The 21,619-nt window shown below is 61.0% G+C and carries 18 protein-coding genes; 5 read left to right on the top strand and 13 right to left on the bottom strand.

The window, feature by feature from the left end:
* Window positions 1-273: 273 nt before the first annotated feature.
* Entirely contained in the window at window positions 274-2,883 is a 2,610-nt protein-coding gene (gene acnB / locus AB4Z20_RS18860) for a bifunctional aconitate hydratase 2/2-methylisocitrate dehydratase (protein WP_253478577.1), read from the bottom strand.
* A 408-nt stretch (window positions 2,884-3,291) separates the two neighbouring features.
* Between acnB and AB4Z20_RS18855 the strand changes: the two genes are divergently transcribed.
* Window positions 3,292-3,762 carry a DUF1289 domain-containing protein gene (locus AB4Z20_RS18855; protein WP_214512754.1) on the top strand — a complete coding sequence of 157 codons (471 nt, stop codon included), beginning with the start codon at window positions 3,292-3,294 and terminating at the stop codon, window positions 3,760-3,762.
* Window positions 3,763-3,925: 163 nt separating this feature from the next.
* Here the strand turns inward: AB4Z20_RS18855 and AB4Z20_RS18850 are convergent, their stop codons facing one another.
* Window positions 3,926-4,789, bottom strand: a complete 864-nt coding sequence (locus AB4Z20_RS18850; RefSeq protein ID WP_253475667.1) for a universal stress protein — start codon at window positions 4,787-4,789, stop codon at window positions 3,926-3,928.
* 178 nt (window positions 4,790-4,967) lie between these two features.
* On the opposite strand from AB4Z20_RS18850, the gene AB4Z20_RS18845 reads away from it, so the two are divergent.
* Window positions 4,968-5,573, top strand: a complete 606-nt coding sequence (locus AB4Z20_RS18845; RefSeq protein ID WP_320388813.1) for a tRNA-(ms[2]io[6]A)-hydroxylase — start codon at window positions 4,968-4,970, stop codon at window positions 5,571-5,573.
* 149 nt (window positions 5,574-5,722) lie between these two features.
* Here the strand turns inward: AB4Z20_RS18845 and AB4Z20_RS18840 are convergent, their stop codons facing one another.
* The 3 genes from AB4Z20_RS18840 to AB4Z20_RS18830 all read right to left on the bottom strand — a co-directional run bounded on the left by AB4Z20_RS18840 (window position 5,723) and on the right by AB4Z20_RS18830 (window position 8,110).
* Window positions 5,723-6,211: a GFA family protein gene (locus AB4Z20_RS18840; protein WP_442090394.1), complete on the bottom strand. Its 489-nt coding sequence runs from the start codon at window positions 6,209-6,211 to the stop codon at window positions 5,723-5,725.
* A gap of 175 nt (window positions 6,212-6,386) precedes the next feature.
* The gene (locus AB4Z20_RS18835) at window positions 6,387-7,004 is read right to left on the bottom strand and encodes a DNA-3-methyladenine glycosylase family protein (RefSeq protein WP_442090393.1); all 618 of its coding nucleotides are present in this window, start codon (window positions 7,002-7,004) and stop codon (window positions 6,387-6,389) included.
* Between the two features lie 23 nt (window positions 7,005-7,027).
* A complete protein-coding gene (locus tag AB4Z20_RS18830) occupies window positions 7,028-8,110 on the bottom strand; it encodes a bifunctional transcriptional activator/DNA repair enzyme AdaA (protein WP_320388811.1) in 1,083 nt (360 codons plus the stop codon).
* A gap of 145 nt (window positions 8,111-8,255) precedes the next feature.
* On the opposite strand from AB4Z20_RS18830, the gene AB4Z20_RS18825 reads away from it, so the two are divergent.
* On the top strand, window positions 8,256-8,756 hold the full coding sequence (locus tag AB4Z20_RS18825; RefSeq protein ID WP_253475651.1) for a hypothetical protein: 501 nt from the start codon (window positions 8,256-8,258) through the stop codon (window positions 8,754-8,756).
* Between the two features lie 76 nt (window positions 8,757-8,832).
* On the opposite strand, the gene AB4Z20_RS18820 is transcribed toward AB4Z20_RS18825, so the two are convergent.
* Entirely contained in the window at window positions 8,833-10,287 is a 1,455-nt protein-coding gene (locus tag AB4Z20_RS18820) for a TrkH family potassium uptake protein (RefSeq protein WP_442090392.1), read from the bottom strand.
* A gap of 142 nt (window positions 10,288-10,429) precedes the next feature.
* Between AB4Z20_RS18820 and AB4Z20_RS18815 the strand changes: the two genes are divergently transcribed.
* Window positions 10,430-11,017 (top strand): LysE family translocator, encoded by a 588-nt coding sequence (locus AB4Z20_RS18815; RefSeq protein ID WP_253475645.1) that lies wholly within the window; start codon window positions 10,430-10,432, stop codon window positions 11,015-11,017.
* A gap of 85 nt (window positions 11,018-11,102) precedes the next feature.
* Here AB4Z20_RS18815 and AB4Z20_RS18810 read toward each other — a convergent pair whose 3' ends face one another.
* The gene (locus AB4Z20_RS18810) at window positions 11,103-11,927 is read right to left on the bottom strand and encodes a helix-turn-helix transcriptional regulator (protein ID WP_214512747.1); all 825 of its coding nucleotides are present in this window, start codon (window positions 11,925-11,927) and stop codon (window positions 11,103-11,105) included.
* A gap of 138 nt (window positions 11,928-12,065) precedes the next feature.
* On the opposite strand from AB4Z20_RS18810, the gene AB4Z20_RS18805 reads away from it, so the two are divergent.
* Window positions 12,066-13,028 (top strand): GGDEF domain-containing protein, encoded by a 963-nt coding sequence (locus tag AB4Z20_RS18805; protein ID WP_253475642.1) that lies wholly within the window; start codon window positions 12,066-12,068, stop codon window positions 13,026-13,028.
* A gap of 192 nt (window positions 13,029-13,220) precedes the next feature.
* Here AB4Z20_RS18805 and fabI read toward each other — a convergent pair whose 3' ends face one another.
* Genes fabI through AB4Z20_RS18775 form a run of 6 tightly spaced genes read right to left on the bottom strand, consistent with a single transcriptional unit; the run spans window position 13,221 to window position 21,428 of the window.
* Window positions 13,221-14,015 (bottom strand): enoyl-ACP reductase FabI, encoded by a 795-nt coding sequence (gene fabI, locus AB4Z20_RS18800; protein WP_003202751.1) that lies wholly within the window; start codon window positions 14,013-14,015, stop codon window positions 13,221-13,223.
* 19 nt (window positions 14,016-14,034) lie between these two features.
* Window positions 14,035-15,645: an ABC transporter ATP-binding protein gene (locus AB4Z20_RS18795; RefSeq protein WP_442090391.1), complete on the bottom strand. Its 1,611-nt coding sequence runs from the start codon at window positions 15,643-15,645 to the stop codon at window positions 14,035-14,037.
* A 1-nt stretch (window position 15,646) separates the two neighbouring features.
* On the bottom strand, window positions 15,647-16,666 hold the full coding sequence (locus AB4Z20_RS18790; RefSeq protein WP_046062782.1) for an ABC transporter permease: 1,020 nt from the start codon (window positions 16,664-16,666) through the stop codon (window positions 15,647-15,649).
* 1 nt (window position 16,667) lies between these two features.
* Window positions 16,668-17,741, bottom strand: a complete 1,074-nt coding sequence (locus tag AB4Z20_RS18785) for a microcin C ABC transporter permease YejB (RefSeq protein WP_442090390.1) — start codon at window positions 17,739-17,741, stop codon at window positions 16,668-16,670.
* 4 nt (window positions 17,742-17,745) lie between these two features.
* Window positions 17,746-19,599 (bottom strand): extracellular solute-binding protein, encoded by a 1,854-nt coding sequence (locus AB4Z20_RS18780; RefSeq protein WP_258688420.1) that lies wholly within the window; start codon window positions 19,597-19,599, stop codon window positions 17,746-17,748.
* Complete coding sequence (locus tag AB4Z20_RS18775; RefSeq protein WP_442090389.1) at window positions 19,596-21,428, bottom strand: extracellular solute-binding protein; 1,833 nt, start codon at window positions 21,426-21,428, stop codon at window positions 19,596-19,598. Before AB4Z20_RS18775 ends, AB4Z20_RS18780 begins: the two co-directional genes overlap by 4 nt.
* Between the last annotated feature and the right edge of the window lie 191 nt (window positions 21,429-21,619).

The raw sequence follows: 21,619 nt of genomic DNA, 5'->3' as shown, positions 1-21,619 counted from the left end.
TGGGCCATGGATGGCCCTTCGCGGCGGCCCACGGAGCAATGCCGGAGTGAGGGCACACCGAGCCTAGGCGAGGYGCCGAGTGGTGGGGCAAAGCGCTTTTGGTTACTTTTGGCGCTCTTCCAAAAGTGACCCGCTGTAAGAGCGGAACCCTAAGCCGCCGTTACCGCAGCAACGGATATGTCCCCAGCAAAAAGGCATTCCCCGAAATAGACAGGCAAAAAAAACGCCGCCCCTCGCAAGAAGGGCGGCGTTTTCAGTCGGGCGTTTTAAGCTTTAGGCTTGAACGACCGGGATGTTGGCGTTTGCAGCCGCTTCACGGAACTCGGCGATCTGGTCGAAGCTCAGGTAGCGGTACACGTCCGCTGCCATGCTGTCGATCTTGCCAGCGTATTCCATGTACTCCTCGACGGTCGGCAGGCGACCCAGGATGGACGCAACGGACGCCAGTTCGGCCGAAGCCAGGTAGACGTTCGCGCCGTCACCCAGACGGTTCGGGAAGTTACGGGTCGAAGTCGACACCACGGTGGCGTTTGGCTCGACGCGTGCCTGGTTACCCATGCACAGCGAGCAGCCTGGCATTTCCATCCGTGCACCGGCCTTGCCGTAGATGCCGTAGTAGCCTTCTTCGGTGAGCTGGTGAGCGTCCATCTTGGTCGGCGGCGACAGCCACAGGCGGGTTGGCAGCTGGCCCTTGACCTGCTCCAGCAGCTTGCCGGCAGCGCGGAAGTGACCAATGTTGGTCATGCACGAACCGATGAACACTTCGTCGATCTTCTCGCCAGCAACGCTGGACAGCAGACGGGCGTCGTCCGGATCGTTCGGCGCGCAGAGCACAGGCTCGCTGATGTCGGCCAGGTCGATTTCGATGACTTCGGCGTATTCGGCGTCGGCATCGGCTTCCATCAGTTGCGGGTTGGCGATCCAGGCTTCCATCGCTTGGGCGCGACGTTCCAGGGTACGTGCATCACCGTAGCCTTCGCCGATCATCCAGCGCAGCAGGGTGACGTTGGATTGCAGGTACTCGGTGATCGACTCTTTCGACAGCTTGATGGTGCAACCGGCAGCCGAACGCTCGGCCGAGGCGTCGGACAGTTCGAAAGCCTGTTCCAGGGTCAAGCCTTCCAGGCCTTCGATTTCCAGGATGCGGCCGGAGAAGGCGTTTTTCTTGCCTTTCTTCTCGACGGTCAACAGACCGTTCTGGATGGCGAAGTACGGAATGGCATGAACCAGGTCACGCAGGGTGATGCCAGGTTTCATTTTGCCCTTGAAACGCACCAGGATCGATTCCGGCATGTCCAGCGGCATGACGCCGGTGGCTGCGGCGAACGCGACCAGGCCGGAACCGGCAGGGAACGAGATGCCCATCGGGAAACGGGTGTGCGAGTCGCCACCGGTGCCCACGGTGTCTGGCAGCAGCATGCGGTTCAGCCACGAGTGGATGATGCCGTCGCCCGGACGCAGGGAAACGCCGCCGCGGGTCATGATGAAGTCAGGCAGGGTGTGGTGGGTGGTGACGTCGATCGGCTTTGGATAGGCCGCGGTGTGGCAGAAGGACTGCATCACCAGGTCAGCCGAGAAGCCCAGGCACGCCAGGTCTTTCAGTTCGTCACGGGTCATTGGACCGGTGGTGTCCTGGGAACCCACGGTGGTCATTTTCGGTTCGCAGTAGGTACCAGGACGTACGCCTTGGCCTTCTGCCAGACCGCAAGCCTTGCCGACCATCTTCTGCGCCAGGGTGAAACCCTTGGTGCTTTCAGCGGGGGCTTCAGGCTTCTTGAACAGGTCGAACGCTGGCAGGCCCAGCTCGGCGCGAGCCTTCTCGGTCAGGCCACGGCCAATGATCAGCGGAATACGACCGCCGGCACGGACTTCGTCCAACAGCACAGGGGTCTTCATTTCGAAGGTGGTGATGACTTCGTCGGTACCGTGCTTGCAGACTTTGCCGGCATGCGGGTACAGGTCGATCACGTCGCCCATGTTCATGTTCGAAACGTCGAACTCGATTGGCAGTGCGCCGGCATCTTCCATGGTGTTGTAGAAGATCGGAGCGATTTTGCTGCCGAAGCAGAAACCGCCAGCGCGCTTGTTCGGCACATAAGGAATGTCGTCGCCGAAGAACCACAGCACCGAGTTGGTCGCCGATTTACGCGAGGAACCGGTACCGACCACGTCACCGACGTAGGCGATCGGGAAGCCTTGGCCGCGCATTTCTTCGATCTGCTTCATCGGGCCGGTCTTGCCTTGCTCGTCCGGAACGATGCCGTCACGGGCCATTTTCAGCATGGCCAGGGCGTGCAGCGGGATGTCAGGACGCGACCAGGCGTCTGGAGCAGGGGACAGGTCGTCGGTGTTGGTTTCGCCGGTGACCTTGAACACACGCAGGCTGATCTTGTCGGCCAGCACCGGGCGCTTCTTGAACCACTCGCCGTCAGCCCAGGATTGCAGCACGGCCTTGGCGTGAACGTTGCCGTTCTTGGCTTTTTCAGCCACGTCGTGGAAGGCATCGAACATCAGCAGGGTGTGCTTGAGTTCTTCGGCGGCTACCGGCGCCAGCTCGGCGTCGTCCAGCAGCTCCACCAGGGTCACGATGTTATAGCCGCCCTGCATGGTGCCGAGCAGTTCAACGGCACGCTTGTTGTCCAGCAGAGGGGATTGGGCCTGGCCCTTGGCCAGGGCGGACAGGAAACCGGCCTTGACGTAGGCAGCCTCGTCGACTCCAGGCGGAACGCGATTGGTGATCAGGTCAACGAGGAAAGCTTCTTCGCCAGCCGGAGGATTTTTCAGCAGCTCGATCAGGCCTGCGGTTTGTTCGGCGTTAAGCGGCTGGGGAACGATACCCAGGGCTGCGCGCTCTTCGATATGTTTGCGGTAGGCTTCAAGCACAGTTATTACCCTCATCAGTGGTCCCAAATGGGTGTCCGGGACGCTCATCCAGGAACCCACGGTACTCATGCGCGTCGGCGGCTTTTTGAGCCGCCAGGCCAGAGTTTCCGCACGTTCCTCACAGAAGCTGCTTTCAAAGTTTTACGCCTGCAGAACGGGGAGCTGATGAGGGTTGGCGTTGGGCTTTCCCCGCTGGAAAGACCCTTCGCCAACACCGCTCTGAAGGAACGACTGTGCTCGTGACGCTTTGAAAACAGCTTCTAACGGACATTGGCGCCTTAAAAGGCTGGCTGATTCTACGGGAAAAAAAAATTAAAGGTAAGTTGGGCCTGGAAGTTTGAGGGGTGATCAATCTTAGACAAAGGGCTAACATGCCGGCCTGTCCTGCTTTTGCGTGTGCGTTTCCTTATGCCCAACCAGCTCATCAAGACCCCCTGTGTCGGCCTTTGCTCCACTGTCTACGGTGACCTGGTGTGCCGTGGCTGCAAGCGGTTCCACCATGAAGTGATTCACTGGAACGGCTACAACGAGGACGAAAAGCGCGCGGTGTGGATGCGGCTCGAGCAGCTATTGGTGCAGGTGATGGTGGCCAAGCTGGAGGTTTTCGACCCGGTATTGCTGCGCCAGCAACTGGAGTCGCGCAAGATCCGCTTTGTGCCGCACCAGTCGGAATATTGCTGGGCCTATCAACTGATTGCCCGCGGCGCACGGGTGATCAACAACCTGGAAGCCTACGGCATGGTGCTGATGCCGGAGTTTCGCGACTGGGAACTGCCGGATCTGCGCGATGCCATTGATCGGGAGTTTTTCCTTCTGTCCGAAGCCCATTACCAGCGTTATATCGCGCCGGGGTTCCTGAAGGATGCGTTCGGCGGCTGACAGGCCGAGAGCCTTTGTGGCGAGGGAGCTTGCTCCCGCTCGGCTGCGCAGCAGACGCCTGGATTTTTCAGAACCAGAAACTTTTAAGATCAAGAGCGAGGGTCGCTTCGCAACCCAGCGGGAGCAAGCTCCCTCGCCACAAGAGCCTATAGCCAGGGTCTGTTTATTCCTTGACCGCCAACTCCACCAGATGGTCCTCGACCTCCTGCGGCTTGAGCACCAGCACATCGCTTTCCAGCGTATCGAGCACAGCCTCGGCGGTGTTGCCGATCAGCACCCCGGACAGCCCCGAGCGGGCCACGGTGCCGATCACCGTCACCGCCGCCTGCAGCTTGTGCGCCATGTACGGAATCAAGACGTCCGCCGGGCCTTCTTCGATATGCAGGTGCTGCTCATCGATGTCGAATTCGGCCTGGAACGCCCGGCATTGTTCGCGGTAACGGGCTTCGATGGTTTCCTTGAGCTGGAACGTCGGGTCGGCGGACGAGAGCATCGGCGAGGGGTGGGCGCTGATCACATGCAGGTGCGCCTTGGCGAGGAGGGCGATGTCATAGCCATGATCGATGATGGTGGAGTGCAGGTGGCGATGCTCGCCGTCGGCATTGCCAACGTCGACGGCCGCCAGGATCACCTTGTCTTTCCAGGAACCGGCGGTTTTCACCAGCAGCACCGGGGTTGGGCAGTGACGTAGCAGCTTCCAGTCCGCCGGGGTCAGCAGGGCTTTTTTCAGCGGGCTGTCGGGGAAGTGCTGCTTGATCACCAGCCCGCAGCCTTCCGCCTGCTGCACGTCGATGATGGTGTCGTGGAGGCTTTCGTTCCAGGCCTGCTCGGTGGTGACGCTGTAGCCGTCGGCCAGCAGGGCGGCCTTGAGCACGCTGAGCAGGCCGGCATGGTCATGCTTTTTGTCGCACACCAGCAGGTGCAGGTGGGCCTGGGTCACTCCGGCGATCAGTTTGGCGCGCTTGAGCGCCAGGCTTTCCGAATGTTCGGGCTCAATAACCACCAGGATGCTGCGAATGGCTTGCATGATCGGCGTTCTCCTGCAATGAAAAGGCTGGCGTTGCTCAACTATAGTTGTTGTGGGGCAGTCTAGTTGTTGTGGATGAGTCTTCGACTTGATGCATATCAACGGCGGTGGCTGGTGGTCTGGGGGCAGGCCGGTATAATCGGCGCCCTTCGCTCGACTACCTTTTCCCGTGAGCCCCATGAATCTTCCCGAAATTCACGAATTCCTTGGTTGCCGCACCCCCGATGCCTGGGTCCAGGCCGCGTTGGCTGACCAGGAAACGTTGCTGATCGACCACAAGAACTGCGAGTTCAAGGCGGCCAGCACCGCCCTGAGCCTGATCGCCAAATACCATTCCCACGTCGACCTGATCAATCTGATGTCGCGCCTGGCCCGGGAAGAGCTGGTGCATCACGAGCAGGTCATGCGCTTGATGAAAAAGCGCAAGATCGGTTTGCGCCAGCTCTCAGCCGGGCGTTATGCCTCGGGGCTGCGCAAGGTGGTTCGCAGCCACGAACCGGTCAAGCTGGTGGACACCCTGGTGGTTGGCGCCTTCATCGAGGCCCGCAGTTGCGAGCGTTTCGAGGCCTTGGTGCCGCATCTGGATGAAGAACTGGGCAAGTTCTATTTCGGTTTGTTGAAAAGCGAAGCCCGGCATTTCCAGGGCTACCTGAAACTGGCTTACCAGTACGGTGACGCCAAGGACATTGCCCAGGTGATCGACAGGGTCCGTGAGGCCGAGCGGGAGCTGATCGAGTCGCCGGATGTGGAGTTTCGGTTCCACAGTGGTGTGCCTGCGGTATAGCGCTGTTTGTCCTGACGCCATCGTCGGAACGCCGCCCGGAGCAAGCTCGCTCCCACATTTGATCTTCAGTGAACACAAATAATGTGAACACAGGAAATCCCCTGTGGGAGCGAGCTTGCTCGCGATGAGGCCTTATGCAGCGCTGCCTCTCAAACGCTCAGCCCCAGGCGTTCATGCCACTGAGCAATCGACTCCTCGGGATAAACCTCGAACTGCTGGTCGCCCGGATGCGCCTCGACTTCCACCCACGGCGCCCTGGAGCCCAGCATCAGGTGGGTGTGCTCCGGCGGTACCGGCAGCGGTGTGTCGATGGCCGAGGCAAAGGGGTGAATCAGCTCCGGCCATTCGGGGCTGAACAGCCATAGCCCCGAACCGCACAAGGAACAGAAATGCCGTTCGGCACTGCTGCGGTGGGCGCGTTTATCGCCTTCGTCCTTGAGTCGTGCGTGGTAGATCGAGATGTGCTTGCGACCGCGCACCTTCAGGCTCCGGGCATCGCCCCCCAGGTTGATCGCAAAACCGCCGCCGCCCTGGGTCTTGCGGCAGATCGAGCAGTAGCAGCGCTGATAAGGGTAGGGGTGAGCACTGTCGAGGGTGAACGACACCGCGCCGCAGTGGCAGGATCCTTCGAGTTGCATGGGAACCTCCAATGGGATTGGAATGTTCATGACAGACTAGACGGTTAGTATTTCTAGGCAGTTGAATTTATGTTTGATGTGCGGACGTCATCGCGAGCGAGCTCGCTCCCACAGGGGATATGTGGTTTCCCGGAGTCCAATGTGGGAGCTCGCTCGCGATGAACGATGACACGGTCTAGCGGCCGGGCACCCGCCACAAATACCACGCCGCCACCGTCCGATAAGGGCTCCAGGCCAGGCCGATCTCAACCATCTGCTTGCGGCTCGGCTGTTGCTCCAACCCCTTGAGCCGCCGATAACCTTCGCGTACGCCAAAATCATCGGCTGGCAGGATGTCTGGTCGCTCCAGGCTGTAGATCAGCAACATCTCCACGGTCCAACGCCCGACGCCACGCAGGCTGACCAGGCGTTCGATCAACGTTTCATCCTCCATCGCCCGCGCCGTGGCGTAATCCGGCACCACTCCGTCCAGGGCCGCTTGGGCGATGCCCTGGATCGTCGCGACCTTGCTGGCGGAAAACCCACAGCCGCGCAACTGCGCAACGTCTGTCGCCAGGATCTGCCCGGGATTGGGGAAGGTTTGCGGCGGGAACAGCGCCAGCAGCCGACCGAGGATTGCATCGCCTGCCTTGGCGTGCAGTTGCTGGTAGGCAATCGCCCGCACCAAGGCTTCATAGGGATCGCGGGCCGGCTTGGGTTGCAACAGGCACGGGCCGGTCACCTCGACGTGACGTCGCCAGTCTTCGTCGAGGCTTGCCAGCAAGGCGCTGGCGTCGTGGTAGGGCACAGGCATCGGGTATTTGTTCTCCGGGGCGCTCAAAACGCCAGGGGCAGCGAAACCTGCACCGCGGCTTTCTCCAGCCGTAGCAGAAATGCCTTGCGCGGCTGGCCGCCACCATAGCCGGTCAACGAGCCATCTGCACCGATCACTCGGTGGCAGGGAATGACGATGGCCAAGCGATTCTGCCCGTTGGCCAGGCCTACGGCGCGGCTGGCGCCAGGGCTGCCCAGCGCCGTGGCGATGCCGCCGTAGCTGCGGGTTTCGCCGTAGGGAATCTTTTGCAGTTCAGCCCAGACCCGTACGGCGAAGGCGCTGCCGGGCATGTGCAGCGGGACGTTGAATGTCGTGAGCTTGCCGGCGAAATAGTCGGCCAGTTCGGTTTCGATCTGTTGTAAATGAGCGTTGTGCCCGGGCGCAACCGTGTAGCCGTAGCGTTGCTGCAGCTCTTCCAGCTCCTTGGTCAGGGCCGGACGGTCGAGGAACTCCAGCAGCACCAGGCCTCGTCGTTCGGCCATGGCCAGCATGGGCCCCAACGGTGTGGTCAGGCGGGTGAACAGCAAAGGTTCGCTGAGGGCCGCGCGCCCCGGTGTGATGTGGAAGGATTTCACGAAGGCGTCACGAAAACCGCTCAATGACTCATAACCGGAGTCGAATGCGGCATTGTCGATGGAGCTGCCGTCCTTGATGCCGCCCAAGGCAATGCCCAGGCGGCGGGTGCGCAGATAGGCGTGAAAGGTCATGCCGAAATGTTGCTTGAACCAGCGGCGCAATTTCAGCGGCTCGATACCTTGTTCCAGCAGCAGGGCATCGGTCCAGCGCAGGTCGGGTTCGGCGTCCACGGCTTTGAGCAGGGCCTGGATCCAGTCTGGCGCGATGGCGGCGGCGTCCAGGGGCTTGCAGCGCAGGCAGGCCCGGTAACCGGCGGACATGGCTTCGTCGGCATGGGCGAAGAACTCCACGTTCTCCGGTTTCGGCTTGCGCGCGGTGCAACCGGGGCGACAGAAAATGCCGGTGGTCTTGACCGCAGTGAAGAACACCCCCTCGTAGGCGGTGTCTCGTTCGAGCATGGCGCGGACCATCTCGGCGTGGGGCGGGAGCAGCGAGTCTTGTCGGTTCATGGGGCAGAGCATAGAACCGTGCCCGGAACGACTCCACCGAAAAATCGACAGTGAATTTCCGTTCACTTGGTCGGACGGTCACGAACAAAAATTGAACCTGCGAGTCTTAAAGGTTCAACCGTTGTTTTTGTCTTTCGGAGACATCATGTCCAAGCATAAGAAATCTCTCATCGCCGTTGCTGTCTGCGCCTTGGCGTTCGGTGCCTCGGCTTTGCTGCCTGCTGAGTTGTCGCCTATCGGTTCGAGCTATGCCGCAGGCGGTGGCAATGGAGGTGGTGGTGGCAATGGTGGAGGAAACGGCGGCGGTAATGGTGGTGGCAATGGCGGTGGCCACGGTGGTGGCATTGGTGGCGGCACCGGTGGTGGGCAGGGCCATGACAAGTCTGGTGATTCCAGCGGCCTTGGCAAAGGATTGGCCAGCGACCACACCGGTACTCGCACCCGCGATCATGGCCTGAGCGGCAAGCACACGGGTACCACTCGCACCGACCGCACCAGCAAGGCTTCGCTGACCTCGAGCATCGCCAAGGACCGTGATACCCGTGGCCTGACCAAGGCATCGGCGATTTCCACCGCTACACCAGGTACCCACAACACCAAGGGCCTGACCAACGCGACCAGCTCTTCGATCAAGAACGACCGCTGATCGCTTGAAAAAGCCGCGGCGCCTGTGCATGGCGTCGCGGCTTTTTTGTTTGTCTGTCTTGCCTGACCCGACGCGTTCAATACTTCCAGAACACGGGTGTGAACAACACCAGCACCGTCAGGATTTCCAGCCGACCCAGCAGCATGCCTATGGTCAGCAGCCACTTCGCCGCATCCGGCAAGGTCGAGAAGTTGCCGGCTGGCCCGATGATCGTGCCCAGCCCGGGGCCCACGTTGCACACGGCGGTGGCCGCGCCGGTCAGGGCGGTGGTCCAGTCCAGGCCGATCAGCGCCAGCCCCAGCGCGATAGCGCCAATGGTGATGGTGAAGAAGAACGAAAAGGTCAGCAGCGAGCGGACGATCTCTTCGTCGATGGGGTGATTGTTGTATTTTTTCTGGATCACCGCCCGGGGATGGATCAGTTGTTTCAGGCTGCCCATCAGCAACTCGCCGGCTACCTGGAAGCGGAAGATCTTCAGCCCACCGGCCGTCGATCCCGAGCAACCGCCAACGAACGTCAAATAGAAGAACAGCAGCAAGGCAAAGCTGCCCCATAGGGTGTAGTCGCCCAGCGCCACGCCCGTGGTGGTGACCACCGACGTCACGTTGACGGCCACGATACGGACCGAATCCCACCAGCTGTAGTCGCTGTTCAGGCTCAGCCAGGTCCCCACGATGAGCCAGGTGATGACCAGGAAACCGACGAATCCCCTGACTTGCTGGTCCTTGAGCAGCGCGCGTTTATGGCCGCGCAAGGTGGCGACGTACAAGGTGAAGGGCAGCGCGCCTGCCATCATGACGACCACCGACACCCAGTGAATGGCCGGTTGGGGCCAATGCCCCAGGGAAGCATCCGATGTGGAAAAGCCACCCGTGGAAATCAACGACATCGCGTGGTTGATCGCTTCGAAGGGCGTCATGCCGGCCAGCCACAAGGCCAGGGTGGCGAGAGCGGTCAAGCCGACATAGATCCACAGGATGTAGTTCGCCGCGACATGGGAGCGCGGCGTGACTTTCTCTGACCAGTCCGACGACTCGGTCTGGAACAGCCGCATGCCGCCGACCCGCAGCAATGGCAGGATCGCCACTGCCATGCCAATGAAGCCGATCCCGCCAAGCCAGTGCAACATCGAGCGCCAGATCAACAGGCCGGGGGAGGCAGTGTCCAGGCCGGTCAGGATGGTCGAGCCGGTGGTGGTGATGCCCGACATGGTCTCGAAAAAGGCATCGGTGTAGCTGATGTGGTGGATCAGTACCATGGGCAGGGCGGCGAAGCTGCAGACGATGACCCAACTGGCGGTGGTCAGCAGGTACATGTCCCGCGGGCGCATCTGGGTGTTTGCTGGCCGACCACGCGCCACCAGCGCGATGCCGCAGACGAAGGTGATCAGGCTCGACCACAAAAACGCCGAGAGGTCATCGTTGCGCTCGTACATCACCAGCGTCACAAGCGGGATTGCCATGCTGGCAGCCAGGGTGATCAGGAAAATACCGAGGATGAAGCCAATAAACCGCACTACCGCAATGGACATAGAACACGCCTGGATGAATAAGCCGCACAGTATTGTTTTTGTGGTGGGCTGATGGGTAGCCCCTTGGGCAGTTTTGTTCAATACCGCTCGCGATTGGCAATTTACCTTGATCGCCACCTCACAGATAAGAAGAAGGTATGCGATGAGTTTGATTCTTTCCATGGCGGCGTTTGCCCTGGTCGCCTCCATTACACCTGGCCCGGTCAATATCGTCGCCCTCAGCTCCGGGGCGCGGTACGGGTTTCGTGCGACGTTGCGCCATGTGGGCGGTGCAACCCTGGGGTTCGTCTTGCTGCTGGTGCTGATGGGGCTGGGGTTGCATGAAGTGTTGCAGCGCTGGCCTGGCCTCACACGGGTGGTGCAACTGGGCGGCGTGGGGTTTCTGTTGTTCATGGCCTGGAAACTGGCGATGGACAGCGGGCACCTGGGTGGCGAGGACGAGGGGCGGGCGCCTTCGATGTTCTATGGCGCGTTGATGCAATGGCTCAACCCCAAGGCGTGGCTGGCCTGCGTGGCCGGAATGGGGGCATTCGTGGCCGATGGTGAGGCGCGGCTGGTGTGGCAGTTTGCGGCGATCTACCTGGTGATCTGCTACGTCTCGGTGGGCTGCTGGGCCTACGCCGGGAGTTTCCTGCGCACCTGGCTGGGTAATCCGGCGACCATGCGCCTGTTCAATCGGACGATGGCGGTGTTGTTGGTGGCCAGTGCGGTGTATCTGCTGTTGCCTTGAGCTGAAGTGGCGGCAACCCTGGTTTTTGAGAAGGAAGAGCTGTTGTGGCGAGGGCCCCCGGTTCAAACAATGTGGTGGTGCGGTATCAGCCTCGATATTGCCCGGGCGTGGCCGCCAGGTGTTGCTTGAAGGCACGCTGGAAATGCGCCTGGTCGGCAAACCCGCTGTCCAGCGCTACGTCGGCGATCAGCTTGCCTTCGCGCAATTGGCGCCGGGCAAACTGGATTCGGCGGTTGACCAGGAAGGCGTGGGGCGTCATCCCGTAATGGCGCTTGAAGGCTCGGCTCAGGTAGGACGGCGACAGTTGCGCGGCGGTGCAGATGTCTTCGAGCTTCAAGGCTTCACTGCAATGGTCGTGGATAAACTGCGCCGCACGCATCAGGCCCGGATGGCTGCCACGATCCGGGCGACCGGCAGGGTTGAGCCGTTGTTGCAGGTCAATGAAAAACGCCTCGGCGGCGGCGTGCTTGTCGCCAGCGTCGAGTTGCTCGTCTACCAATTGCCCATACAGTTTTTCCAGCGCGGTAAACAGTTCCACGTCGCGGCTGTGCGTGGTGGCGAAGCCCTGGAAATCCAGGCTTTCGTCAAAGCCGATACGGCGCTGCAAGTCCCTGAGCCACTGGGTGTCGACGTACAGCATCACGTAGGACCACGGCTGATCGTCGATCGGGTTGCACGCGTGGACGTCGCCCGGGTTCATCAGCACCACCGTGCCACTTTCCACCTGGAATTTCGATCGTTCGTGAAGGTAGGTGCTGCGCCCAGCGGTGATCGCACCGATGGAAAAGTGGTCATGGGAATGGCGCGAATAGCAGACCTTGCGCCCATCGCCGATGGCCCGGGCTTCGATGAAGGGCAGGGCCGCGTCGCGCCAGAAGCGTGGGGCGTCGTCATGGGGGGCGTGCTTCATCGGTCAGCGTCCTCGTCTTGAACCTGAGTGGCAGTGTATTAGTCCTGACCGGCAAATGCCCGTCGGATTTAGCCCGTTCGGTTTGAAGGGTTGGGGTCCTGGGCTAGACTTCATGAAGTCCTGCCAATGGAGTTTCCGATGCTTGCGCCACGCAAACCGGACGACGAAGCCGATCGCCTCAAGAATCTGCACTCGCTCAAGCTGCTGGATACCGCACCCGAAGAGCGGTTTGACCGCCTGACCCGTCTTGCCCGACGCCTGTTTGACGTGCCCATCGCGCTGGTGTCCCTGGTGGACGCCAACCGGCAATGGTTCAAGTCCAGCGCCGGCCTGGACGCCAGCGAAACCCCGCGGGAGATTTCCTTCTGTGGGCATGCGATTTTGCAGGATCAGATCCTGGAGATCTGCGACGCGGAACAGGACGAACGCTTCCACGACAACCCACTGGTCACGGACAAGCCTGGCATTCGCTTCTATGCGGGACATCCGCTGGGGTTGGAGGACGGCAGCAAGCTTGGCACGTTGTGCCTGCTCGACACCCGGCCGCGCAAGCTCAATGACGAAGAGCGCGAATTGCTGCGCGACTTGGCCCGCATGGCCGAACAGGAAATGGTCGCGGTGCAGATGGCGAGCATGGACGAGCTCACGCTGTTATCCAATCGACGTGGCTTCAGGACGTTGGCCCAGCATGCCTTGAATGTGTGTGATCGTTTGTCGCGACCGGCGACGCTGCTGTTCTTCGATCTCAATGACTTCAAGCCGATCAACGACCGTTATGGGCACGCCGAGGGCGACAACGCGCTGAAAACCTTCGCCGATGTGCTGCGTATCGCTTTTCGCGAAAGTGATGTGATCGGCCGCCTCGGCGGCGACGAATTCGTGGCGTTGCTCACCGGTTCTTCCCATGTCGAGATAGCGGCAATCATGGCGCGGCTCAAGGAAATCCTCGATGAGCGCAATGCGATGTTGCAGCGTGGCTATGACATTCGTTTCAGTGTCGGCCAGATCGAGTACGACCCCCAGCGTCATCAGTCGATCGACACGCTACTGGCGGACGCGGATGCGGCGATGTACACGCAGAAACAGGCGTTACGCAGCTAGTACAAGCCAACCCCCAGATCCAATGTGGGAGCGAGCTTGCTCGCGAAGGCGTAGGCACAGTCAATATCAATGCCAGCAGACCCACCGCTTTCGCGAGCAAGCTCGCTCCCACAAGGGATTTGTAGTGAGAGCATAAAAAAAACGCCGCTTGGCCTTTCCAGGGCAAGCGGCGTTTTTGCTGCAACGTGAAGATTACTCTTCGATGTTGCCCATGGCGGTGGTGTTGAAGCCGCCGTCCACGTACATGATTTCACCGCTGATGCCCGACGCCAGGTCCGAGCACAGGAAGGCGCCGGCGTTGCCGACTTCTTCGATGGTGACGTTGCGACGCAGCGGGGTTTGCGCTTCGTTGGCGGCCAGCATCTTGCGGAAGTTCTTGATGCCGGAAGCAGCGAGGGTGCGGATCGGACCTGCCGAGACGCAGTTGACGCGGGTGCCGTCCGGGCCCAGGGAACCGGCCAGGTAACGGACGCCGGCTTCCAGGGAGGCCTTGGCCATGCCCATGACGTTGTAGTTCGGCATGGTGCGCTCGGCGCCCAGGTACGACAGGGTCAGCAGGCTGCCGTTGCGGCCTTTCATCATTTCGCGACCGGCCTTGGCCAGGGCCACGAAGCTGTAGGCGCTGATGTCGTGGGCAATGCGGAAACCTTCACGGGTGGTGGCTTCGGTGAAGTCGCCGTCCAGTTGGTCGCCCGGGGCGAAGCCCACGGAGTGCACGATGCAGTCCAGGCCGTCCCACTTCTTGCTCAGTTCTTCGAAGACCTTGGCGATTTCTTCATCGCTGGCCACGTCGCACGGGAAGCACAGCTCAGGGCTCGAACCCCAGCCTTGTGCGAACTCTTCGACACGACCCTTGAGCTTGTCGTTCTGATAAGTGAAGGCAAGCTCAGCGCCCTCGCGATGCATGGCGGCGGCGATGCCGGATGCGATGGACAGCTTGCTGGCGACACCGACGATCAGTACGCGCTTACCGGCGAGAAAACCCATGTGTTGCTCCTCTTTCAGGTTATTCGGCAGTTGTTGGGGCCAGGAAGGCGGCCTCCAGCAACTGCTGTGTATAGGGGTGCTGCGGCGCGGCGAATATGCTGCGGGCATCACCTTGTTCGACCACTTGGCCATGCTTGACCACCATCAACTGGTGGCTCAGCGCTTTGACGACAGCCAGGTCATGGCTGATAAACAGGTACGTCAGGTTGTACTTGGTTTGCAACGACCGCAACAGCTCCACCACTTGGCGTTGCACGGTACGGTCCAGGGCCGACGTCGGTTCATCCAACAGAATCAACGCCGGCTTGAGCACCAGGGCCCGGGCAATGGCGATACGCTGCCGTTGCCCTCCGGAAAATTCATGGGGGTAGCGGTTCCGGGTTTCCGGGTCCAGGCCTACCTCCTTCAATGCCGCGATTATCGCTTGTTCCTGTTCGGCTTCGGTGCCGATCTTGTGGATCCGCAGGCCTTCGCCGACGATCTGGCTCACACACATCCGTGGGCTCAGGCTGCCAAATGGGTCCTGAAACACCACTTGCATCTCCCGGCGTAGCGGCCGGACTTGTTGCTGCGTCAGGCTGTCCAGCTGCTTGCCTTCGAAGCGGATCCCGCCCTGGCTGCCGATCAACCGCAGGATTGCCAGCCCCAGGGTGGATTTGCCGGAACCGCTTTCGCCGACGATGCCCAGGGTCTGGCCCTGGGGCAGGCTGAAGCGGATACCGTCCACGGCCTTGATGTAGTCTACCGTGCGTTTGAACAGGCCTTTCTTGATCGGGAACCAGACTTTCAGGTCCTCGACCTGCAACAGCGGCGGGCCGACGACGTTGCTCGCCGGGGTGCCGCTGGGCTCGGCGCCCAGCAGTTCCCGAGTGTACGGATGCTGCGGTGCGCGGAACAACTCTTCGCACGATGCCTGTTCGACGATGCAACCGCGCTGCATGACACATACGCGATGCGCAATTCTTCGCACCAGGTTCAAATCGTGGCTGATCAGCAGCAGCGACATGCCCAATCGTGCCTGCAATTCCTTGAGCAATTGGAGGATTTTCAGCTGGACGGTGACGTCCAGCGCGGTGGTCGGCTCGTCGGCGATCAGCAGTTCCGGCTCGTTGGCCAAGGCCATGGCGATCATCACCCGCTGGCGCTGGCCGCCGGACAGCTCGTGGGGCAGGGCCTTGAGGCGCTTGTGGGGCTCGGGAATGCCGACCAGCTCCAGCAACTCAAGGGTCCTGCGGGTCGCGACCTTGCCGCTCAGGCCCTTATGGATGCCGAGCACTTCATTGATCTGTTTTTCAATGGAGTGCAGCGGGTTGAGGGACGTCATCGGTTCCTGGAAGATCATCGCGATCCGGTTGCCGCGGATATGACGGATGGTTTTTTCCTTCAAATCCAGCAAATTCTGGCCGGCGTACTGGATGGTCCCGGTGGGGTGATGGGCCAGCGGGTAGGGCAGCAACCGCAGGATCGAATGGGCGGTGACCGATTTGCCCGAGCCGCTTTCACCCACCAGGGCCAGGGTTTCGCCGCGCTTGATATCGAAGCTGACCCCCTCGACCACGCGCTGGCGGCGTTCGCCGACAATGAACTCTACTGCCAGGTCACGCACTTCGATCAGGTTGTCCTGGTTCATTTCACTTCCTCGGATCGAAGGCATCGCGAGCGGACTCGCCGATGAACACCAACAGGCTCAACATCAGGGCCAGCACGGCGAACGCGCTGATGCCCAACCATGGCGCCTGGAGGTTGGATTTGCCCTGGGCCACCAGCTCACCCAGGGACGGCGCGCCGGGCGGCAGGCCGAAGCCGAGGAAATCCAGGGCGGTGAGGGTGCCGATGGCGCCGGTGAGGATGAACGGCATGAAGGTCATGGTCGAGACCATGGCGTTGGGCAGGATGTGGCGGAACATGATCGCGCCGTTCTGCATGCCCAGCGCCCGGGCGGCGCGCACGTATTCCAGGTTGCGCCCGCGCAGGAATTCGGCACGGACCACATCCACCAGGCTCATCCAGGAAAACAGCAACATGATGCCCAGCAGCCACCAGAAATTGGGCTGGACGAAACTGGCCAGGATGATCAGCAGGTACAGCACCGGCAACCCGGACCAGATTTCCAGGAAACGTTGGCCAGCCAGGTCCACCCAGCCGCCATAGAAGCCCTGCAGGGCGCCGGCGATCACGCCGATGATCGAGCTGAGCACGGTCAGCGTCAGGGCAAACAGTACCGAGATGCGGAAGCCATAGATGACCCGGGCCAGGACATCGCGACCCTGGTCGTCAGTGCCCAGCCAGTTCACCGAAGAGGGCGGCGCCGGGGCCGGGACCTTCAGGTCGTAGTTGATGCTCTGGTAGCTGAACGGAATCGGTGCCCACAGCACCCAGGCGTCCTTGGCCGCCAGCAGTTCGCGGATGTAGGGGCTCTTGTAGTTGGCTTCCAGCGGGAACTCGCCGCCGAACGTGGTTTCCGGGTAGCGCTTGAGGGCCGGGAAGTACCAGCCGTCGTCGTAATGCACCACCAGCGGCTTGTCGTTGGCGATCAACTCGGCTCCCAGGCTCAGCCCGAACAGGATCAGGAACAGCCACAGCGACCACCAGCCTCGCTTGTTGGCCTTGAACAACTCGAAGCGACGGCGATTGAGAGGGGACAGGTTCATCTCAATGCTCCCGGCTTTCGAAGTCGATGCGCGGATCGACAAAGGTGTAGGTCAAATCGCCGATCAGCTTCACCACCAGCCCCAGCAAGGTGAAGATGAACAGGGTGCCGAACACCACCGGATAGTCGCGGTTGATCGCCGCTTCGAAACTCATCAGGCCCAGGCCGTCGAGGGAGAAGATCACTTCCACCAGCAGGGAGCCGGTAAAGAAAATCCCGATGAAGGCCGAAGGGAAACCGGCGATCACCAGCAGCATGGCGTTGCGGAATACATGGCCGTAGAGCACCCGATGGCGGGTCAGGCCCTTGGCCTTGGCGGTGACCACGTATTGCTTGTTGATTTCGTCGAGGAAGCTGTTCTTGGTCAGCAGGGTCATGGTGGCGAAGTTGCCGATCACCAGGGCGGTCACGGGCAAGGCCAGGTGCCAGAAGTAATCGAGGATCTTGCCGCCCATGCTCAATTCGTCGAAGTTGTTGGAGGTCAGCCCACGCAAGGGGAACCAGTCGAAATAGCTGCCGCCGGCAAACACCACGATCAGCAGGATGGCGAACAGGAATGACGGGATCGCGTAGCCGACGATGATGGCCGAGCTGGTCCAGACGTCGAAATGGCTGCCGTGCCGCGTGGCCTTGGCGATCCCCAGCGGGATCGACACCAGGTACATGATCAGCGTGCTCCACAACCCGAGGGAGATGGACACCGGCATCTTTTCCTTGATCAGGTCGATAACCTTGGCGTCGCGGAAGAAACTGTCGCCGAAGTCCAGGTGGGCGTAGTTCTTGATCATGATCCACAGGCGTTCGGACGCCGACTTGTCGAAGCCGTACATACGCTCGATTTCCTTGACCAGCCCCGGGTCCAGGCCCTGCGCGCCGCGGTAGGAGGAGCCTGCCACGGACACTTCGGCACCGCCGCCGGCAATGCGGCTGGTGGCGCCCTCGAAACCCTCGAGCTTGGCGATCATCTGTTCCACCGGCCCGCCGGGTGCGGCCTGGATGATGACGAAGTTGATCAGCAGAATGCCGAACAGGGTCGGGATGATCAGCAGCAGTCGCCGAAAAATATAAGCCAGCATTTCGTTACTCCACGCTCGCAGGGGCGGCGATTTGCTGCTCGATGACCTGCTTCTCTACTTCATCGGCCGGCTTGACCTCTGGCTTGACCCACCAGGTGGTGGTGCCGATGTCATAGGTCGGCGTGATTTTCGGATGGCCGATGTGGTTCCAGTAGGCCACGCGCCAGGTCTTGATGTGCCAGTTGGGAATCACGTAGTAGCCCCATTGCAAAACCCGGTCCAGCGCCCGGGCATGGGCCACCAGGCTCTTGCGCGAATCGGCGTTGATCAGCTGTTCCACCAACTGGTCCACGGCCGGGTCCTTGAGGCCCATGGTGTTGCGGCTACCGGGTTTGTCGGCGGCGGCCGACATCCAGAACTCGCGCTGTTCATTACCCGGTGAGCTGGATTGCGGGAAGCTGCCCACCACCAGGTCAAAGTCCCGGGAGCGTACGCGGTTGACGAATTGGGAGACGTCGACCCGACGGATGATCAGCTCGATGCCCAGGTCGCTCAGGTTACGTTTGAACGGCAGCAGTATCCGCTCGAACTCGGTCTGGGCCAGCAGGAACTCCAGCACCACCGGTTTGCCCTGGGCGTCGACCATCTTGTCGTCGACGATGCGCCAGCCGGCCTCTTGCAGCAATTGGTAGGCCTTGCGCTGCTGGTCGCGGATCATGCCGCTGCCGTCGCACATCGACGGCTGGAAGGCGTCGGTGAAGACCTGTTCGGGAATCTTGCCGCGCAGGGGCTCGAGGATCTTCAACTCGTCTTCGCCGGGCAGGCCGGTGGCGGCCATTTCCGAATTCTCGAAATAGCTGCGGGTGCGGGCGTAGGCACCGTTGAACAGCTGCTTGTTGGTCCACTCGAAGTCCAGCAGCAGGCTCAAGGCCTTGCGCACCCGTACGTCCTGGAAGATCGGCCGGCGCAGGTTGTAGACAAAGCCTTGCATGCCGGTGGGGTTGCCGTTGGGGATCTGTTCCTTGATCAACCGGCCTTCGGTCACGGCCGGGATGTTGTAGGCGTTGGCCCAGTTCTTGGCGGTCATTTCCAGCCAGAAATCGAACTGCCCGGCTTTCAAGGCTTCGACCGCGACGGTGTTGTCGCGGTAGTAGTCGGTAGCCAGTACGTCGAAATTATAGAAGCCGCGATTGACCGGCAGGTCCTTGCCCCAGTAGTCCTTCACCCGCTCATAGCGGATCGAACGTCCGGCCTTCACTTCAGCGACTTTGTAGGGGCCGCTGCCCAGCGGGATCTCCAGGTTGCCCTTGCTGAAGTCGCGCTCGGCCCACCAGTGTTTTGGCAATACTGGCAGTTGGCCGAGGATCAACGGCAGTTCACGATTATTGGTGTGCTTGAACTTGAACAAAACCTTGAGCGGGTCTTCGGCGATGACGTCGGCGACGTCGTTGTAATAGCCGCGAAACATCGGCGCGCCGTCCTTGGTCAGGGTCTGGAAGCTGAAGACCACATCCTCTGCGCGTACCGGGTGACCGTCGTTGAAGCGGGCTTCGGGACGCAGGTAGAAACGCACCCAGCCATTGTCCGGGGCTTTCTCGATTTTTTCGGCGATCAGGCCATATTCGGTGAACGGTTCGTCCAGGCCCTGTTTGGCCAGGGTGTCGTAGATCAGGCCGATGTCATCGGCCGGCACGCCTTTGCTGATGAACGGGTTGAGGCTGTCGAAGCCCCCAAAACCGCCCTGGCGGAAGATTCCGCCTTTGGGCGCGTCCGGGTTGACGTAGTCGAAATGCTTGAAGTTGGCCGGGTACTTCGGCGGCTCGTTGTACAAGGTCACGGCATGCTGCGGCGCGGCACAGGCCAGCCCGGCGAATAACAGGCTGCTGGCCTGCAGGAGCAGGGCGCGTAAAGGCTTCATTGATCTTTCTCCGAAGATTTCAGCCACCATGCGCTCAGGCCCAGGGTGTAGGGCGGCGTGGTGATGAAGGCGAACCGGTTGCGGTACGCCAGGCGATGATAATTGAGATACCAGTTGGGAATGCAGTAGTGCTGCCACAGCAGCACGCGATCCAGGGCCTTGCCGGCGGCGACCTGTTCGTCGCGGGTCTGGGCGGCGAGCAGCTTTTCCAGCAGATGGTCGACCACTGGGTTGGCGATTCCGGAGTAGTTCTTGCTGCCCTTGACCCCGACCTGGCTGGAGTGGAAGTACTGCCATTGCTCGAGGCCCGGGCTGAGGGTCTGGTTCAAGGTCAGCAGGATCATGTCGAAGTCGAACTGGTCCAGGCGCTGCTTGTACTGGGCACGGTCCACCGTGCGCAGCCGGGCCTGGATGCCGATGCTGGCGAGGTTCTCGACGTAGGGTTGCAGGATGCGCTCCAGGTTCGGGTTCACCAGCAGGATTTCGAAGCTCAGGGGCTGGCTGTCGGCGTTCAGCAGGCGTTGGCCGTTGAGGCTCCAACCGGCTTCCTTCAATAACCCCAAGGCTTTGCGCAGGGTTTCCCGGGGAATGCCGCGACCGTCGGTCTTGGGCAAGCTGAAGGGGTCGGTGAGCAGTTTGGGCGGCAATTGTTCCCGGTACGGCTTGAGCAGCAGCCATTCATGGCCCACCGGCAGGCCGGTGGCGGAAAACTCGCTGTTGGGGTAATAACTGAGGGTGCGCTTGTAGGCGCCACTGAACAGGGTGCGGTTGGTCCACTCGAAATCGAACATCAGCCCCAGGGCTTCACGTACCTTGACCTCGGCAAACGTGCCGCGCCGGGTGTTCATGAACAGGCCTTGGGTCTGGGTCGGGATCTGGTGGGGAATCTGTGCCTTGATTATGTCGCCACGCTTGATCGCCGGAAAGTCATAGCCATTGGCCCAGTTCTTGGCCTGGTGTTCGATGTAGATATCGAACTCGCCAGCCTTGAAGGCTTCGAAGGCAACTTCGCTGTCACGATAGAACTCCACGTCCATGCGGTCGTAGTTGTACTTGCCGCGATTGACCGGCAGGTCCTTGCCCCAGTAATCCTTGACCCGTTCGAACACCAGCTGGCGGCCTGGTTGCACTTTGGTGATGCGATACGGCCCGCTGCCCAGGGGCGGTTCGAAGGTCGTCGCCTTGAAATCGCGGTCTTTCCAGTAATGCTGGGGCAACACCGGCAGTTCCCCCAGGCGCAGGATCAGCAGCGGATTGCCCGCGCGCTTGAAGACAAAGCGGATTCTCAGCGGATTGAGAATGTCGACCCGCAGCACCTCCTGCAGGTTGGTGCGGTATTGCGGATGGCCTTCCTTGAGCAGCGTCCTGTAGGAGAACGCCACGTCATAGGCGGTGATAGGCACGCCATCATGAAAGCGCGCTTCGGGGCGCAGGTTGAACACCACCCAGCTGCGGTCTTCGCTGTATTCCACCGACTGGGCGATCAGGCCATAGCTCGATGTCGGTTCATCACCGGACGGTGCGTACTGGCCTGTGCCGACCATCAGTGGTTCGTTCAGCTCATTGATGCCGTATTGCAGGAAATTGGGCGTGGAAACCGGGCTGCTGCCCTTGAACGTGTAGGGGTTGAGCGTATCGAAGGTGCCGAATGCCATGACTCGCAAGACACCACCCTTGGGCGCTTGCGGGTTGACCCAGTCGAAGTGGGTGAATCTGGCCGGGTACTTGAGCGTGCCGAACTGCGCATAGCCATGGCTTTCGCTTATGGCTGCGCTGGCGGGAGAGCTCAAGGCCAGGCTGATCAGGAGCAAGAGGAGGGGACGTATCAAGTCTGAGATCCGATCCAGGCGGCTTGGGCTTTTATGGCCTGTACAGTAACAGCTTGTATCGGCAGGAAAAAGGTGGGGTTTAGAGGGGGTGCCAGTCAGCTAAGCGGATACCTGTGGGAGCAAGGCTTGCCCGCGATGAACGATATCGCGGTTCAACTGTTAAACCGCGGTGCGGCCATCGCGGGCAAGCC

The sequence above is a fragment of the Pseudomonas sp. KB_12 genome, from assembly GCF_052114545.1.
Classification (GTDB): Bacteria; Pseudomonadota; Gammaproteobacteria; order Pseudomonadales; family Pseudomonadaceae; genus Aquipseudomonas; species Aquipseudomonas brassicacearum.
The sequence above is the reverse complement of the archived record's forward strand: the minus strand, read 5'-3'. Positions and strand labels throughout refer to the sequence as shown.